At 66.3% G+C, this 15,493-nt stretch carries 18 protein-coding genes; 11 read left to right on the top strand and 7 right to left on the bottom strand.

The features are described from left to right. Positions 1 to 2: 2 nt before the first annotated feature. Complete coding sequence (locus H7K45_RS00645) at positions 3 to 614, top strand: TetR/AcrR family transcriptional regulator (RefSeq protein ID WP_263993770.1); 612 nt, start codon at positions 3 to 5, stop codon at positions 612 to 614. Here H7K45_RS00645 and H7K45_RS00640 read toward each other — a convergent pair. The 5 genes from H7K45_RS00640 to H7K45_RS00620 are packed head-to-tail and all read right to left on the bottom strand — an operon-like array spanning position 601 to position 5,342. Next, positions 601 to 1,827, bottom strand: coding sequence for a hypothetical protein (locus tag H7K45_RS00640; protein WP_263993769.1), 1,227 nt, complete (start codon positions 1,825 to 1,827; stop codon positions 601 to 603). The two genes, H7K45_RS00645 and H7K45_RS00640, sit on opposite strands and share 14 nt — an antisense overlap. Next, entirely contained in the window at positions 1,824 to 2,255 is a 432-nt protein-coding gene (locus tag H7K45_RS00635; RefSeq protein ID WP_263993768.1) for a carboxymuconolactone decarboxylase family protein, read from the bottom strand. The genes H7K45_RS00640 and H7K45_RS00635 overlap by 4 nt, the downstream gene beginning before the upstream one ends. A gap of 3 nt (positions 2,256 to 2,258) precedes the next feature. Beyond that, positions 2,259 to 3,104, bottom strand: a complete 846-nt coding sequence (locus H7K45_RS00630; RefSeq protein ID WP_263993767.1) for an NAD(P)-dependent oxidoreductase — start codon at positions 3,102 to 3,104, stop codon at positions 2,259 to 2,261. Further along, positions 3,101 to 3,862, bottom strand: coding sequence for an SDR family oxidoreductase (locus H7K45_RS00625; RefSeq protein ID WP_263993766.1), 762 nt, complete (start codon positions 3,860 to 3,862; stop codon positions 3,101 to 3,103). The genes H7K45_RS00630 and H7K45_RS00625 overlap by 4 nt, the downstream gene beginning before the upstream one ends. Positions 3,863 to 3,872: 10 nt before the next feature. After that, the gene (locus H7K45_RS00620) at positions 3,873 to 5,342 is read right to left on the bottom strand and encodes an aldehyde dehydrogenase (protein WP_263993765.1); all 1,470 of its coding nucleotides are present in this window, start codon (positions 5,340 to 5,342) and stop codon (positions 3,873 to 3,875) included. Positions 5,343 to 5,525: 183 nt separating this feature from the next. Between H7K45_RS00620 and H7K45_RS00615 the strand changes: the two genes are divergently transcribed. The 10 genes from H7K45_RS00615 to H7K45_RS00570 all read left to right on the top strand — a co-directional run bounded on the left by H7K45_RS00615 (position 5,526) and on the right by H7K45_RS00570 (position 13,199). Beyond that, positions 5,526 to 6,113, top strand: a complete 588-nt coding sequence (locus H7K45_RS00615; RefSeq protein ID WP_263993764.1) for a TetR/AcrR family transcriptional regulator — start codon at positions 5,526 to 5,528, stop codon at positions 6,111 to 6,113. Then, a complete protein-coding gene (locus tag H7K45_RS00610; RefSeq protein WP_263993763.1) occupies positions 6,110 to 7,312 on the top strand; it encodes a cytochrome P450 in 1,203 nt (400 codons plus the stop codon). The genes H7K45_RS00615 and H7K45_RS00610 overlap by 4 nt, the downstream gene beginning before the upstream one ends. Positions 7,313 to 7,324: 12 nt before the next feature. Continuing rightward, positions 7,325 to 8,149 (top strand): SDR family oxidoreductase, encoded by an 825-nt coding sequence (locus tag H7K45_RS00605; protein WP_263993762.1) that lies wholly within the window; start codon positions 7,325 to 7,327, stop codon positions 8,147 to 8,149. Further along, on the top strand, positions 8,146 to 9,501 hold the full coding sequence (gene cyp51, locus H7K45_RS00600; protein ID WP_263993761.1) for a lanosterol 14-alpha demethylase: 1,356 nt from the start codon (positions 8,146 to 8,148) through the stop codon (positions 9,499 to 9,501). Before H7K45_RS00605 ends, cyp51 begins: the two co-directional genes overlap by 4 nt. A 4-nt stretch (positions 9,502 to 9,505) precedes the next feature. After that, positions 9,506 to 9,712: a ferredoxin gene (locus H7K45_RS00595; protein ID WP_263993760.1), complete on the top strand. Its 207-nt coding sequence runs from the start codon at positions 9,506 to 9,508 to the stop codon at positions 9,710 to 9,712. A 5-nt stretch (positions 9,713 to 9,717) separates the two neighbouring features. Further along, on the top strand, positions 9,718 to 10,257 hold the full coding sequence (locus tag H7K45_RS00590; protein ID WP_263993759.1) for a nuclear transport factor 2 family protein: 540 nt from the start codon (positions 9,718 to 9,720) through the stop codon (positions 10,255 to 10,257). Positions 10,258 to 10,353: 96 nt separating this feature from the next. Next, positions 10,354 to 11,481 (top strand): NDMA-dependent alcohol dehydrogenase, encoded by a 1,128-nt coding sequence (locus H7K45_RS00585; RefSeq protein WP_263993758.1) that lies wholly within the window; start codon positions 10,354 to 10,356, stop codon positions 11,479 to 11,481. Between the two features lie 5 nt (positions 11,482 to 11,486). Continuing rightward, positions 11,487 to 11,924 (top strand): nuclear transport factor 2 family protein, encoded by a 438-nt coding sequence (locus H7K45_RS00580; protein ID WP_263993757.1) that lies wholly within the window; start codon positions 11,487 to 11,489, stop codon positions 11,922 to 11,924. Next, positions 11,921 to 12,769 carry an SDR family NAD(P)-dependent oxidoreductase gene (locus H7K45_RS00575; protein WP_263994222.1) on the top strand — a complete coding sequence of 283 codons (849 nt, stop codon included), beginning with the start codon at positions 11,921 to 11,923 and terminating at the stop codon, positions 12,767 to 12,769. Before H7K45_RS00580 ends, H7K45_RS00575 begins: the two co-directional genes overlap by 4 nt. Before the next feature lie 25 nt (positions 12,770 to 12,794). Then, entirely contained in the window at positions 12,795 to 13,199 is a 405-nt protein-coding gene (locus H7K45_RS00570; RefSeq protein ID WP_263993756.1) for an HIT family protein, read from the top strand. Here H7K45_RS00570 and H7K45_RS00565 read toward each other — a convergent pair. Both H7K45_RS00565 and H7K45_RS00560 read right to left on the bottom strand, forming a co-directional pair. Continuing rightward, positions 13,196 to 14,656: a sensor histidine kinase gene (locus H7K45_RS00565; RefSeq protein WP_263993755.1), complete on the bottom strand. Its 1,461-nt coding sequence runs from the start codon at positions 14,654 to 14,656 to the stop codon at positions 13,196 to 13,198. The two genes, H7K45_RS00570 and H7K45_RS00565, sit on opposite strands and share 4 nt — an antisense overlap. A 57-nt stretch (positions 14,657 to 14,713) precedes the next feature. Beyond that, positions 14,714 to 15,433, bottom strand: coding sequence for a response regulator transcription factor (locus tag H7K45_RS00560; RefSeq protein WP_263993754.1), 720 nt, complete (start codon positions 15,431 to 15,433; stop codon positions 14,714 to 14,716). Between the last annotated feature and the right edge of the window lie 60 nt (positions 15,434 to 15,493).

Here is a 15,493-nt window from a genome sequence, read left to right as displayed (position 1 = left end):
TCGTGCGCACCCATGGCTGGTCGGGATCGGCGCCCGCGACCGACGACGAGGCCGTAACCCGAATTCTCGATGCCGCGAGCAAGGCCATCGACGAACGCGGCGCCGACATCGGCATCGCCGACGTCGCCCGCACCCTCGGGGTCACCCGGCAAACCGTCTACCGGTACTTCGCCAGCACCGAAGCCTTGCTGGTAGCCGCCGCCGTGCACGCCGCCGACGACTTCCTCGAGCGGCTGGCCGAGCACCTGCGGGGACGCACCGACCCGCTCGACGCCGTCACCGAGGCCATCGCAACCGCACTGGAATGGCTGCCCGAGGACAAGCACATCGGCCTGCTGATCGCGCCGGGCCGCGCCGACGAGCACACGGCCTCGGTGACCTCGGACGTCGCCCTCCGTTTCGCCAACGCGATGCTGCGCCGGTTCGACGTGGACTGGCCGGGGTGCGGCTTCTCCGAGACGGATCTCGACGAGCTCGCCGAGTACCTGCTGCGGATCATCCAGTCGTTCGTCATCGACCCCGGTCGGCCGCCCCGCTCGGGTGAGGCGCTGCGCGATTACCTCAGACGGTGGGTCGCCGGCCCAATCGTGCCTGGTCCGCTCACACCACCGTGAGTGGCAACGACTTTCGCTCCTGGAACACCCAGTTCGCCCCGCCGGAGAACTTCGTGACGGCGACTTCACCGAGTTCCTTCGCCGGAGAGTCGGTTTCGATCACGCGCACGGTCCAGTCGGTCTCGGTGCCGGACACCTCGGCTCGCAGGTGCGGGTCGACGGCCTGGACGACGGCTTGCAGTGGCAGGTCCGCGACCGGCGACACCAGCGAGATCCAGGCGCCGTCCTCGTGGGCGGGTGACGGCCGAACGCGAAGGGACTCCGGACTCACCTCGACCGACACGTACGCCGCCGGATTCAACAGCGGGTGCAGTTCCAGCACCCTCAGCGCACCCTCGGCGTCACGCGAGAGACCAAGTGCCCGGTGGATGCGCTCGGCGGCCACCCCGGCGATCCCGATCAGCTGCTTGTAGCGGACCGACTCCTGCAGGGCCACGTCGTCCTTCGCGCGAGCCGCCACCGCGAGCGTGAAGGACAGCACCAGCAGGTGCATCTGCAAGCAGACCTCGTCGGCGATGCGCACCAGTGCCGAATGCGAGAACGCGCCGAAGTCGACGTCGGCGAGCAGCTCGCCGGAGTAGTCGGCCGCCCCTTCGTCGTCTGGATCGATCGGATCGAGCTCGCAGGCATGGGCGCGGCTCGCGGCGACGACGTCCATCGCCGGAATGAAGGGAACCTCGGGGTAGGACTCGTCGATGATGACCGTCCACGCGCAGTGCGGCGTGCGGCCGGCCGGCACTCGTGGTGGCCGGTGGATCGGACGCACCTGGGCCTTGCGGTTGGTGGCCAGGGCCGTGGCGTCGAACGTCGGGTCCTCGATGTCATGACACATGCCGTGCACGTAGTCGTCACCCATCGGCTCGACGTCGAGCAGCGCACCGCAGTGGTCCAGGTGGAACTCGCCGTGCCACCGGTCGTGCACGGTGTAGCGGAAGTCCATGAACTGTGGTGGCGCACCGATGTCGAGCTGCAGACCCTTGAAGAGCGTGAAGATGTCCACCCCTTCATACTTGAGCGCCTTCTGCATTCGCTTGGTGTACAGCGGACTGGACGCCGCCCACTCCTCGATGGCGATCTGCAGCATCTCGTCGCGGCCCCACGCACTGATGCAGTGCGCCATCCCCGAGCGGTCGATGAGCTGGCCGATCAACAGCAACTCGGGCACCAGGGTGGCGAGCTCGTCGCGCGACAGCGCGGCGTACCTGCTCGTCATCGGTCGCCCGAATGCATCTGTACCGCAGCGTCGACGTTGGCCTTCTTGTCCTCGCCCTCACCCCGCTCGGCAGCCCTCCTCCGCTTCTTCACCACCTTCGTCACGGCGCCGTCGAACTTGGAGCCCAGGGGGAACCCGAGGTACTGGGTGAGGAAGACGGCCATCTCCTTGAGTTCGTCGCCGGTCATCTCCTCGTTGTGCATCGCGGCGTTGGCCTGAATCTCGGCGAGCGCGTCGTTCCCCAGGGCCGCAACAGCGGTGAGCGTCATGATGCGCTTGTCCCGCATCGACAGACCCGGCCGGGTCCAGATGGTGCCGAAGAGGTGATCCACCGTCAGGTCGAAGAAGGGGTCACCCTCGACGTTGGGCATCTCCCAGCCGTAGACCTCGTTCATCTTCTCGAGGCCCTTGCGGCGCAATTCGTCCATCGTCTAGCTCCTCTCGTGCGGCACGCCGAGGCCGTCGGCCACGTCTCGCAACGCAATCTCGGCCAGCGGTAGTTCCACTCCGGTGGCCTCTCCAAGTCTCAGGGCCAACCGCAGGTCCTTCTCCGCCAGGCCGCGCGTGTGGACGAACATGTCGTGTAGGAAGTGGTCGGCCGTCAACGGCATGGTGTCGTCACGAACCATGATCGCGCCCGGCCCACCGCTCTGGGCGTCGGAGTGCCGCACCACCCGGCCGAGCTTCTGTAGGTCGATGCCCGCGGCCTCCGCCAGTTTCTGCGCTTCGCACGCCGCAGCGAAGCCGATGAACGTCAACATGTTGCGAGCCAGCTTCATTCGCGTACCCGCGCCGGGCTCACCAGCTCGGACCACCATCGACGCCCACCGCTTGAACACGGGTTTGACGTGCTCGTAGGCCGCGTCGTCTGCGCCGACCATGACGGCCAGCTCGCCCTTGGCAGCCGCGCCGGCACCACCGCTGACGGGGGCGTCCACGATGTGAATCCCGTGGGGACGCAATTCCTCGGCGAGCTCGGCGGCCGTCTCCGGCTCGATCGTGGAGTGGATCGCGATGACGGTGCCAGGCTTTGCGTGCGCGCCCAGTTCGGCGACCACGTCGCGAACCTGCGCGTCGGTGAGCACGGTCACGCTGATGACGTCCGCGACGGCGGCCACCTCGGCGACGTTGCCTGCGACCGTCGCCCCGAGCTCGGCCAGTGGTGCCGTCGACTCGGTGCGGACGTCGTAGACGATTAGTCCACCGGGCCAGTCGACGAGGCGCTTGGCCATCGGAGCACCTTGATTGCCCAGACCGATGTAGCCGAGGGTGTTCACCTGATGATCTGTCCGCCGTCGACGTTGAAGATCTGCCCCGTGATCCACTTCGCCTGATCCGAGAGCAGGAACAGGCACATGCCGACGAGATCCTCGGGCTCACCCATGCGCGACAGAGGAATTCGCTTCACGATGTCGGCGACCATCTCCTGCGGGGTCGTGCTGCGATTGGCCTCGGTGTCGATCGGACCGGGTGCGATGGCGTTGATCCGGATGTTCTGGCCACCGAGCTCGGTCGCCAACTGCTGGGTCAAGCCGTTGATGCCAACCTTCGCAAGACCGTAGAAGTTGGAGTACAACCACGCTGCGGTCGACGACTGGTTGACGATGGCCCCGCCCCCGCGCTTGGCCATCTTTCGGTAGACCGCGCGTGTGCACAACAGCGCCCCGTCGAGGTTCACGCTCATGAACTTCTTGTAGTACTCCCAGTCGACGCTGACCAGGAAGTCGAGCTTCATCCCGCCGAAGATCGCGGCGTTGTTGACCAGGTAGTCGATGCCACCGAACTCCGAAAGGGTTTGCGCGGCCATCTCCTTGGCCGAGTCCGGATCGCTCACGTCGACCCGCACCGCGAGCGCGTTGCCACCCTCGCCCTTGATGGCGTCGGCCACCTTTTGAGCACCCTCGACGTTGACGTCGGCTACTACCACGGCCGCACCCTCGCGAGCCAACGCCTCGGCGTAGGCCTGCCCGATGCCACCACCGGAACCGGTGACGATCGCTACCCTGTCCTTGAACTGATCCCCGTACAGACCCACTGACGCCTCCTCAATTCGCTGCCGTGGCAATGGCCTTCGTCTCGAGATACTCCTCGAAACCGGCGATTCCCATCTCCCGGCCGATGCCGGACTGCTTGTAACCGCCGAAGGGCATGTCCGCCGAATACCAGACGCCGCCGTTGACGTTGACCGTGCCGACCCGCAGGCGCGCCGCCACCGCCGCCGCGCGTTCGTCGTCGGCGGAGAAGACCGTGCCCGACAGACCGAAGGGCGAGTCGTTGGCGATCCGCACCGCGTCGTCGTCACCGTCGTGAGCGATGACCGTCAGCACGGGCCCGAAGATCTCCTCTCGCGCCACCCGCGCGCTGTTGTCCAAGCCCGCGATGACCGTCGGATCGACGAAGAACCCGGTGTCGCGATCGGCGGGGCTGCCGCCACCACACGCGAACGTGCCACCCTCGGCGATCGCCGAGTCGAGGTACTCCTGGATGCGGTCGCGCTGGCGCGCGGAGATGACTGGGCCGCATACGGTTCCGGATTTGGTGGGGTCCCCCGCCTTCAACCCGGACATCGTGCCCGCGGCCGCCTCGACGGCCTCGTCGTAACGCTCCCGCGGTACCACCAGTCGCGTCGTGATCGCGCAACCCTGCCCGGCGTGCATCGACGCGGTGAACGCCGCCATCGAACATGCCCCCGCGAGGTCGGCGTCGTCGAGTACCAGGAACGCAGACTTGCCACCGAGTTCCAGGAACACCTTCTTCAGCGTCGCAGCGCCGTCGGCCATCACCGCCCGGCCGGTGTTCGTCGACCCGGTGAACGACACCATGTCGACGCGCGGATCCTTCGACAGCAGCGCACCCACGCCATGATCACTGGAGGTGACGATGTTGACCACACCGGGGGGAAAGTCGGTGTGTTCGACGATGAGCTCTCCCAATACCGCTGCGCACCAGGGCGTATCGGGTGCTGGCTTGAGCACGACCGTGTTGCCGGCTGCCAGCGCGGGGCCCAGCTTGGCGAGGTTGATCTGGTGCGGGAAGTTCCACGGGGTGATCGCCCCGACGACGCCGACGGCCTCGCGGGCGATCGTCCGGTGCGTCTTGATGCCCATCGGCGAGGCGTAGCCAAGATCGGTCGTCCACTGGTAGGACTCGGCGGTGTCGGCGCAGAAGCTGAGGTCTTCGATCGGCCCTTCGAGCTGGGCCATCGACGTCAGCATCACCGGCGCACCGACCTCGGCGATCGTCAGCTCCCGCAATTCCTCGACGTGGTCCCGCATCGCCTGCTGCAGCTGACGGATGCACCGCACGCGGAGTTCGACGTTGGTCGACCAGTCGGTGTCGTCGAATGCCCGCCGTGCTGCGCCGATCGCCACGTCCATGTCGGCCTCGGTGGCGTCGGCCGCGACGCCGAGCACTTCCTCGGTCGCGGGGTTGACCGTCGGGAACGTTCCCCCACTGCCCGCGATCAGCTTGCCGTCGACGAGCAATCGACTGCGGCGACCGCTCAGCAGTGTCATCTCGTTCCCTCTTCGGTTCTGGACACCTGTCCGATCATCACGGTTCGAACCATAACCGCCGACGCTCGGGCATGGCAAGGGTGTGCCGGGTAGGCGGCTCCAGAACCAGTGCTTGGCTGGCTGTTTGACATGAGTTCGCCGACGAGCTTGCCTATGTCCAAGCCCTTCCGATAACTTGGACATGTGTCCAGCGAAGCGACGGCTCCAGCGGTCGACGAGGCGCCGCGCAACCGGCGGCAGGAGGAGACCTTTCGCAAGGTGCTCACCGCGGGGATGGAGATGTTGCGCGAATCGTCCTACGCCGATCTGACGGTGCGTTCGGTGGCGGCACGGGCGAAGGTGGCCCCGGCTACGGCGTACACGTACTTCTCGTCGAAGAATCACCTCATCGCCGAGATCTACCTCGACCTGATGACCAAGGTGCCGTTCTACACCGACGTGAACGAGCCGATGCCGACTCGCGTCGAGAAGGCGCTGCGCAACCTCGTGTTGGTGGTCGCCGACGAGCCCGAGGTGGCGGCCGCGTGCACGACGGCCCTGCTCTCCGGCAACGATCCGACCGTCCGTCGCGTCCGTGACCGCATCGGCTTGGAGATCCACCGCAGGATCAAGTCCGCCGCCGGGCCGGACACCGATCCGCGCGTCGTGTCCGCCTTGGAGATGACCTACTTCGGCGCGCTCGTCAACGCCGGCAGTGGCGCCTTCACCTATCACCAGATCGCCGACCGGCTGAGCTACGTCATCGGCCTCATCGTGGGGAAACACCAATGACGACCAGTCACTCCGAGGTCCTGCTGGACCCGTACGACTACGACTTCCACGAGGACCCGTACCCGTATTACCGACGACTCCGCGACGAGGCACCGCTCTACCACAACGAAGACCAGAAGTTCTGGGCACTGTCCCGGCACGCCGACGTCGTCCAAGGTTTTCGCAACAGCACGTCGCTGTCGAACAAGCACGGCGTCTCCCTGGATCCGATCTCCCGCAACGAACACGCCCACCGGGTGATGTCGTTTCTGGCCCTCGACGATCCGGGGCACCTACGGTTGCGGACGTTGGTGTCGAAGGGGTTCACGCCTAGACGAATTCGTGAACTGGAGTCCCGCGTCACCGAGATCGCGGTGGCACACCTGGACGCCGCCGTTCAGTCGGACCACTTCGACTTCGTGGACGACTTCGCGGGCAAGCTCCCGATGGACGTCATCTCCGAACTCATGGGTGTCCCGGAGTCGGACAGGGTGCGTATCCGCGCCCTCGCCGACGGCGTGATGCACCGGGACGACGGCGTGAAGGACGTGCCTGCCGAAGCCATGCAGGCCTCTGCCGACCTGATGGTCTACTACGCCGACATGGTCTCGTCTCGGCGCGCCACCCGCACCGAGGACCTGACCTCGGCGCTGGTCGACGCGGAGATCGACGGCGACAAGCTGACCGACGAGGAGATCATCGCGTTCCTCTTCCTCATGGTCGTCGCCGGTAACGAGACGACCACCAAACTGCTTGCCAACGCGGCCTATTGGGGGTTCAAGAACCCCGATCAACTGGCGCCCGTCTTCGCCGACCACTCGTTGGTCAAGCCGTGGGTCGAGGAGACATTGCGCTACGACACCTCGAGTCAGATCCTGGCCCGTGCCGTCGACGCCGACCTCGAGATGTACGACACCACGATCCCCGCCGGCGACGTGCTCCTGCTGCTGCCGGGGTCGGCCAACCGCGACGACCGGGTGTTCGACGATCCCGACGACTACCGAATCGACCGCGAAATCGGTTCCAAGCTGGTGAGTTTCGGCAGCGGCGCGCACTTCTGCCTGGGGGCCCACCTGGCCAGGATGGAAGCCCAGGTGGCGCTGACCAAGTTCCTCGAGCGCGTTCGCGGCTACGAGGTGGACGAGGCCAGCTCCGTGCGGGTGCACTCCAGCAGTGTCCGCGGTTTCGCGCACCTACCCATCACGATCCAGGCCCGCTGAAGGGATTACACGATGCCCCGCTTCGCTCCGCTCCCAGACCGCAGGCCCGCCGTCGTCGCCGGCGCGTCCGCAGGGATTGGGGAGGCGACCGCCATCGCGCTCGCGGCGCGCGGCTTTCCCGTGGCACTCGGTGCACGGCGCGTCGAGAAGCTCGACGACATCGTCGGGAAGATCAACGCCGAGGGTGGCGAAGCCGTCGGGTTCCACCTCGACGTGACCGACCCCAACTCCGTCAAGGCGTTCCATGCGCAGGCGGTCGACGCGCTCGGCGACATCGAGGTGCTGGTGGCGGGCGCAGGTGACACGTACTTCGGCAAGCTGGCCGACATCAGCACCGACGACTTCAACTCGCAGCTCCAGATCCATCTGGTCGGCGCCAACCGGCTGGCCGCTGCGGTGCTGCCCGGCATGCTCGAGCGGCAGCGCGGTGACCTGATCTTCGTCGGCTCCGACGTCGCGCTGCGGCAGCGGCCGCACATGGGTGCCTATGGCGCGGCGAAGGCCGCCCTCGTCGCGATGGTGACCAACTTCCAGATGGAGCTCGAGGGCACGGGGGTGCGCGCCTCGATCGTGCACCCCGGCCCGACGAAGACCTCCATGGGCTGGAGCCTGCCCGCCGAACTCATCGGGCCCGCACTCGAGGATTGGGCCAAGTGGGGCCAGGCCCGGCACGACTACTTCTTGCGCGCATCGGATTTGGCGCGCGCCATCACGTTCGTCGCCGAGACACCGCGCGGTGGGTTCATCGCCAACATGGAACTTCAGCCCGAAGCGCCGTTGGCCACCAGCAAGGAGCGCCAGCAGCTCAAAGTCGACGAAGGGGCGTTGAACTCGTGACCACTGCCGTAGTCCCCCGAGTATCCGGTGGCGAGGAAGAACATGGCCACCTCGAGGAGTTTCGTACCGACCCCATCGGCCTGATGAATCGCATCCGCGAGGAGTGCGGTGACGTCGGATGGTTCCAGCTCGTCGACAAGCAGGTCGTCATGCTGTCCGGGTCGGAGGCCAACGAGTTCTTCTTCCGGTCCAGCGATTCCGAGCTCAACCAGGCCGCGGCCTACCCCTTCATGACGCCGATCTTCGGTGAGGGCGTGGTCTTCGACGCCGACCCCGAGCGTCGCGCGGAGATGCTGCACAACACCGCGTTGCGCGGCGAGCAGATGAAGGGTCACGCCGCGACCATCGAGAACGAGGTTCTCAAGATGATCGCCGACTGGGGATCCGATGGCGAGATCGAACTCCTCGACTTCTTCTCCGAGTTGACCATCTACACCTCGACCGCCTGCCTCATCGGCCTCAAGTTCCGCGAGCAGCTGGACGGTCGATTCGCGCACTACTACCACCAGTTGGAACGCGGGACCGACCCGCTCTGCTACGTCGACCCGTACATGGACATCGAGAGCTTCCGCATCCGCGACGAGTCCCGTGTGAAGCTCGTCGAGCTGGTGCAGGAGATCATGAACGGCCGGATCACCAACCCGCCCAAGGACAAGCAGGATCGTGACCTGCTCGACGTGCTGGTGTCCATCAAGGACGACGACGGCAACCCCCGCTTCACGGCCAACGAGGTCACGGGCATGTTCATCTCGCTGATGTTCGCCGGTCACCACACCAGTTCGGGCACGTCGTCGTGGACCCTGATCGAATTGCTGCGCCACCCCGAGGTGTACGCCGCGGTCCAGCAGGAACTCGACGAGCTCTACGCCGACGGTCAGGAAGTCAGTTTCCATGCGTTGCGGCAGATCCCGAAACTCGACAACGCGTTGAAGGAGACGCTGCGCTTGCACCCGCCGCTCATCATCCTGATGCGTGTCGCGCAAGACGAATTCGAGGTCGCGGGCTACCCGATCCACGCGGGGCAGTTCGTCGCCGCGTCACCGGCGATCTCCAACCGGATCGCCGAAGACTTTCCGGACCCCGACGACTTCAACCCCGCCCGCTACGACAAGCCGCGCCAGGAAGACCTGGCCAACCGGTGGACGTGGATCCCGTTCGGCGCGGGCAAGCACCGTTGCGTCGGCGCGGCGTTCGCTCAGATGCAGATCAAGGCGATCTTCTCGGTGTTGTTGCGCGAGTACGAATTCGAGATGTCCCAGCCCGCCGACAGCTACCGCAACGACCACTCCAAGATGGTCGTGCAGTTGGCTCAGCCGGCCAAGGTCCGCTACCGCAGGCGGGTCAAGGCCTGAGCCAATGGGTTGCTACCGCGTCCTCCTCGACGAAGACCTCTGCCAGGGCCACGCCATGTGCGAACTGGAGGCGCCCGGGGTGTTCGCAGTGCCCAAGCGTGGCGTCGTGGAAATCCTCGACGCCGAGCCACCCGACGACGTCCGCGAGGACGTCGAGCGGGCGATCGAGATGTGTCCCACCCAAGCAATCTCCTTGACGGAAAAGGACTGACGAACATGGCTTCACGTGAACAGCTCGACGAGTGGGTCGAACGTTGGCTGCAGGTCAACCGGGACGCCGAGAAGGCCGGTGACTGGACGGCACTGGCGGACTTCTACGCCGAGGACGCGACCTACGGCTGGAACATCGGGCCCAAGGAGGACGTCATGTGCATCGGCCGGGACGAGATCCGGCGGGTCGCCCTCGGTCTGGAGATGCAGGGCCTGGAGAACTGGGTCTACGAGTACCAGAAGGTGCTCGTCGACGAGAAGCAACGCGAAATCGTCGGCTTCTGGAAGCAGATCGTGAACAAGTCCGACGGCACCCGCGACGAGATCTACGGCATCGGGGGCAGTTGGTTCCGGCTCGACGATCAACTCTTGATCGAGTGGCAGCGCGACTTCTTCGACTTCGGCCACGTGTCGAAGATGTTCATGAAGCTCATCGAATCCGGCGACCTGAGCGACGGCATGCAGAAGCGCATCGAGCGCAGCATGGCCGGAGAGAAGCTGCCGGGCTATTACCCGCTGGGCGAGTCCCCCGTCGTCATCTGGTAACTCCACCAAGCAGTTGCTTGGGGTGGGTGTGATCCAGTTAACTAAGGGTTCTACGCTGTTGTCACTGACTCAATTCGCACGTCGAGAGAGGTACTCGTGAAGACAAAGGGCGCGCTCATCTGGGAGTTCAACCAGCCATGGTCGATCGAAGAAATCGAGATCGGCGACCCCGTCAAGGACGAGGTCAAGATCCAGATGGAAGCCTCGGGCATGTGCCACTCCGACCATCACCTGGTGACCGGCGGCATTCCGATGATGGGCTTTCCCGTTCTCGGCGGTCACGAGGGAGCCGGCATCGTCACCGAGGTCGGACCCGGGGTCGAGGACCTTGCCCCCGGTGACCACGTGGTGCTGTCGTTCATTCCGTCGTGCGGTCGGTGCCCGTCTTGTCAGGCCGGTCTTCGCAACCTCTGCGATCTGGGCGCCGGACTCCTCAACGGCGTCTCCGTTTCCGACGGCACCCACCGCATCACCGCCAAGGGGCAACCCGTCTTCCCGATGACGCTGCTGGGCACCTTCAGCCCGTACATGGTGGTGCACAAGAGCTCCGTGGTGAAGATCGACCCGTCCATTCCGTTCGAGGTGGCCTGCTTGGTGGGCTGCGGTGTGACGACGGGTTACGGCTCGGCCGTCAAGGCCGGCGACATTCGGCCCGGCGACGACGTCGCGGTCGTCGGCGTCGGCGGTGTCGGCATGTCGGCGTTGCAGGGTGCGGTCAACGCCGGAGCCCGCAACCTCTTCGTCATCGAACCGGTGGAATGGAAGCGCGACGCCGCACTGAAATTCGGTGCCACGCATGCCTATCCCGACATCGAATCCGCCTTCGCCGGCGTCGCCGAGGTCACCCAGGGGTTGATGGCCAAGCAGGTCATCGTCACCGTCGGCGAACTCGACGGCAAGGACGTCGACAACTACGTCAACCTGACCTCCAAGGGTGGCACCACCGTGCTGACCGCGATCGGCAGCATGCTGGACACCAACGTGACGCTCAACCTGGCGATGCTGACCCTGATGCAGAAGAGGCTGCAGGGCACCATCTTCGGTGGCGGCAACCCGCACTTCGACATCCCGCAGCTGCTGTCGATGTACAAGGCGGGCCGGCTCAACCTCGACGACATGGTCACGCGGCAGTATCAGCTGGAGCAGATCAACGACGGCTACACCGACATGCTCGAAGGCCGCAACATCCGCGGCGTCATCCGCTACACCGACGCAGACCGGTAGTCATCGTGTCCCAGGAGACGGTTGAGGCGACGCCGGTGGTCGCCGCGTCCGAGGCGTCGTGGCGCTGCGTCCAGGCGGGTGACCGTGACGGGTGGCTGGCGCTGATGGCCGAGGACGTCGTCGTGGAGGACCCCATCGGCGAGGCCGTCACCAATCCCGACGGGACCGGTGTTCGCGGCAAGGAGGCGCTGGCCGCCTTCTACGACGCGAACATCGGGCCCAACCGGCTGACCGTGACGCGCGAGGAGACCTTCCGCTCGAGTTCACCCACCGAGATCGCCTACATCCTGGTGTTGCACACCGAGTTCCCCAACGGATTCACGGCGACCGTGCGAGGCGTGTTCACCTACCGCGTGAACGACGCCGGGTTGATCACCAACCTGCGGGGCTACTGGAACATGGACGCCATGCAGTTCGGGCAGAAGACCGAGGGCGACAGCTGACTGCCGCCGCGGTCGTCGTCGGCGGATCGCGCGGCATCGGTCTCGCCGTCGCCGAACTCCTGACCTCCCGCGGCATGGGCGTCGTCGTGAACGGCCGCGACCCCGACGTGGTCGACGCTGCCGTCTCGCACGTGGGTGGCCGCACCATCGGTGTCGCCGGGTCACCAGCCGACCCGGGAACCGCCGACGCGCTAATCGCCTCGTGCATCGACGAATTCGGCCGGATCGACGCCCTGGTCAACTGTGCGGGCACCGCGGAGCCGGCTGGCTCGTCGATCCTCGACGTGACCTCGGCACAGTTCCGCGATCTCCTCGACGCGCACCTCGGCACGGTATTCGAGACGTGCCGGGCGGCGGCGCCCAAGATGGTCGCCCAGGGTGGTGGCGCGATCGTCAACACCAGCTCGTTCGCCTTCCTCGGCGACTACGGCGGAACGGGCTATCCCGCCGGCAAGGGCGCGGTCAACGCCCTGACGCTTGCGATCGCGGCAGAGCTGAAGTCGCGGAACGTGCGGGCGAATGTGGTGTGTCCTGGCGCGAAGACGCGGCTGTCGACCGGTCCCGAATACGAGGCGCAGATCGGCGAGCTCAACCGTCGCGGAATGCTCGACGACGTCAGCATGCAGGGTGCGCTGGACGCCGCGCCGCCGAAATACGCCGCGTCGACGTATGCGTATCTGGTGAGTGACGGCGCGAAGGACGTGACGGGTCAAATCTTCGTCGCCGCAGGAGGTTTCGTCGGCCGCTTCGACCGGCCCACCCCCACGATCGTCGCCTATCGGGACCACCACGACTCGCCGCCGTGGACGGTCGACGAGCTCGACGGGTTCGTCGGCCACCGCTGACCCGCGCTTCTGGCATGCTCGAGCCATGGCCTCCGTGTTCACCATGATCATCAACCGCGAGATCCCCGGCCGATTCGTCTACGAGGACGACGAGGTCGTCGCGTTCCTCACCATCGAACCGATGACCCAGGGACACACCCTCGTCGTCCCCCGGGCCGAGATCGACAACTGGCAGGACGTCGAGCCAGCCGTCTTCGCCAAGGTGATGGCGGTGGCGCAGCGCATCGGCAAGGCGCAGTCAGCGGCGTTCGACGTCCAGCGGACGGGCCTGATCATCGCCGGGCTCGAAGTACCGCACCTGCACGTCCACGTGTTCCCGGCTCGCGAGCTGTCCGACTTCGGCTTCGCGGGCGTCGACCGCAACCCCTCACCGGAATCTCTCGACGAGGCGCAGGCGAAGATCGTCGCTGCGCTGGCCGAGCTCGACTAGACCGTCGCGGGTTCGTCGGCCCCGGGGTCGTGCACCACCGGCACGTCGGCGATCCGCGGAAGCGCAACCGTGAACCGGCAGCCCTGACCCGGCGCCGTGGTCACGCTGACCGTCCCGCCATGGGCGTAGACCAGCGAGTCGACGATGGACAATCCCAGCCCCGTGCCGCCGCTGGCCCGGGCCCGGGAGGAATCGGTGCGGTAGAAGCGCTCGAAGACCCGGTGCGCGTCCTCGCGGCTCATGCCGGGACCTTCGTCGGCCACCTCCAGGATCGCGCTGTCCTGCCTGGTGCCGACGTGGATCGCGATGCTCGCCGACTCCGGAGTGTGCTGTAGCGCGTTGGCCACCAAATTGCCCATCACCTGCCGCAGCCGGGCTTCGTCGCCGAGCACCTCTGGCGTTCCCGGGCCGTCGAGGACTTCCATGGTGACGGTGCGCTTCGGCGCCACCGACCGGGCGTCGTGGACGGCGTCGCTGGCCAACGCCAGCAGGTCGACGCGGCGTCGCTCCATCGGACGTTGCGCGTCCAACCGCGCCAGCAACAACAAATCCTCCACCAGCAGACCCATCCGCTGGGACTCACTCTCGATGCGGTTCATCAGCAGTTCTACGTCGCGCGCAGCACCCTGTCGGTAGAGCTCGGCGAAACCGCGAATGGTGGTCAGCGGCGTGCGCAGTTCGTGGCTTGCGTCGGTGATGAAGCGCCGCATCCGGTCCTCGGAGGTACGTGCCTTCTCGGCCGAGGCCTCCGAGGAGGCCAGCGCCCGCTGGATCTGGGTGAGCATTCCGTTGAGCGCCAACGACAGTCGGCCCACCTCGGTTCGCGTGTCCCGTTCGGGAATGCGGCGATCCAGCTCGCCGGCCGCGATGGCGGCCGCGGTCTGCTCCACCTCGACCAGCGGCCGCAAGCTGCGGTGCACCACCGCAAACCCGGCGATGCCGAGTATCAGCAACACCGCGACGCCGATGCCCACCTGCGACCAGGTCAACGCACGAACCGTCGACGAAACGTCCGAGAGGTCGATTGCGACGGTGGTCAGCTCGCCGTGCAGACCGCGCACCGTCATCGCGCGCCACTGCACGTGCGAGTCGTCGATCGAACCCACGGTGACGGGCACCGGTCCGACGTCGTTGCTGTCGGGCAGGGCGGGTTCGGCGTCGCGGTCGTTGACCGCCATCCAGATGCGTCCGTCGGAGTCGATGCCACGGACGTAGAAGTCCGACGGCGGACGGGCGGGGTTGGGATCCTCCAGTGGCGTGGCCGGCATCCGGCGGGGAGCCTGGGCCCATCCGCGCGACGCGTCCAGCAGCGTCTCGTCGACTCGGTTGATCAGGGTGTGCCGGATGATGGACGTCACGGCGACTCCAGAGGCGAGCAAGCCGCAGGCCACCAGAACGAGCGTCGCGGCGACCAATCCGACCCGCAACGGGATACCGCGCCTCCGAAGACCCGTCATCCCCACATTGTGCAGAAAGCGCGGCCGTCGACGGGCGAACTCACGCATGTGAGCGCGCTAGCGCGGTTCGCGCAGAACGTATCCCACGCCGCGGAGCGTGTGCAGCAGGCGCTTCTCGCCGGTGTCGATCTTGCGGCGCAGGTAGGACACATAGGACTCGACGACGTTGACGTCGCCGCCGAAGTCGTAGCGCCAGACGTGGTCGAGGATCTTCGGCTTGGACAGCACCGTGCCGGCGTTGATGATGAAGTAGCGCAGCAGCGTGAACTCCGTCGGCGACAGCGATACCGGCTCACCGGCCTTCCACACCTCGTGGGTGTCCTCGTCGAGTTCGATGTCGGCGAAGGTCAGTCGCGCGCTGCGCGGCTCCTCGACGCCACGGCCGGAACGCCGCAGGATGACGCGCAACCGCGCGACGACCTCTTCCAGGCTGAACGGCTTGGTGACGTAGTCGTCGCCACCGAGGGTCAGCCCGGCGATCTTGTCCTGGAGTGAATCGCGGGCGGTGAGGAACAGCGCGGGCGCGTCGATGCCGTCGGCGCGCAGCCGGCGAAGTACGCCGAAGCCATCCATCCCCGGCATCATCACGTCGAGGATCACCGCGTCCGGGCGAATCTCGCGCGCCTTGTCCAGCGCAGCCGGACCGCTGGAGGCGGTGTGGACCTCGAAGCCCTGGAACTTCAGACTCACCGAGAGAAGCTCGACGATGTTGGTCTCGTCGTCGACGACGAGGATCCTCGCTTCGGGGATGAACTCCGGAACTGCAGCCATGGCCATGGGAACAATGTCCTCCCATTCCCATGGAATGACGCTGCAGAGGCGCTGTGAGAATCCTGT

The organism is Mycobacterium yunnanensis, from assembly GCF_025823185.1.
Classification (GTDB): Bacteria; Actinomycetota; Actinomycetes; order Mycobacteriales; family Mycobacteriaceae; genus Mycobacterium; species Mycobacterium yunnanensis.
The sequence above is the reverse complement of the archived record's forward strand: the minus strand, read 5'-3'. Positions and strand labels throughout refer to the sequence as shown.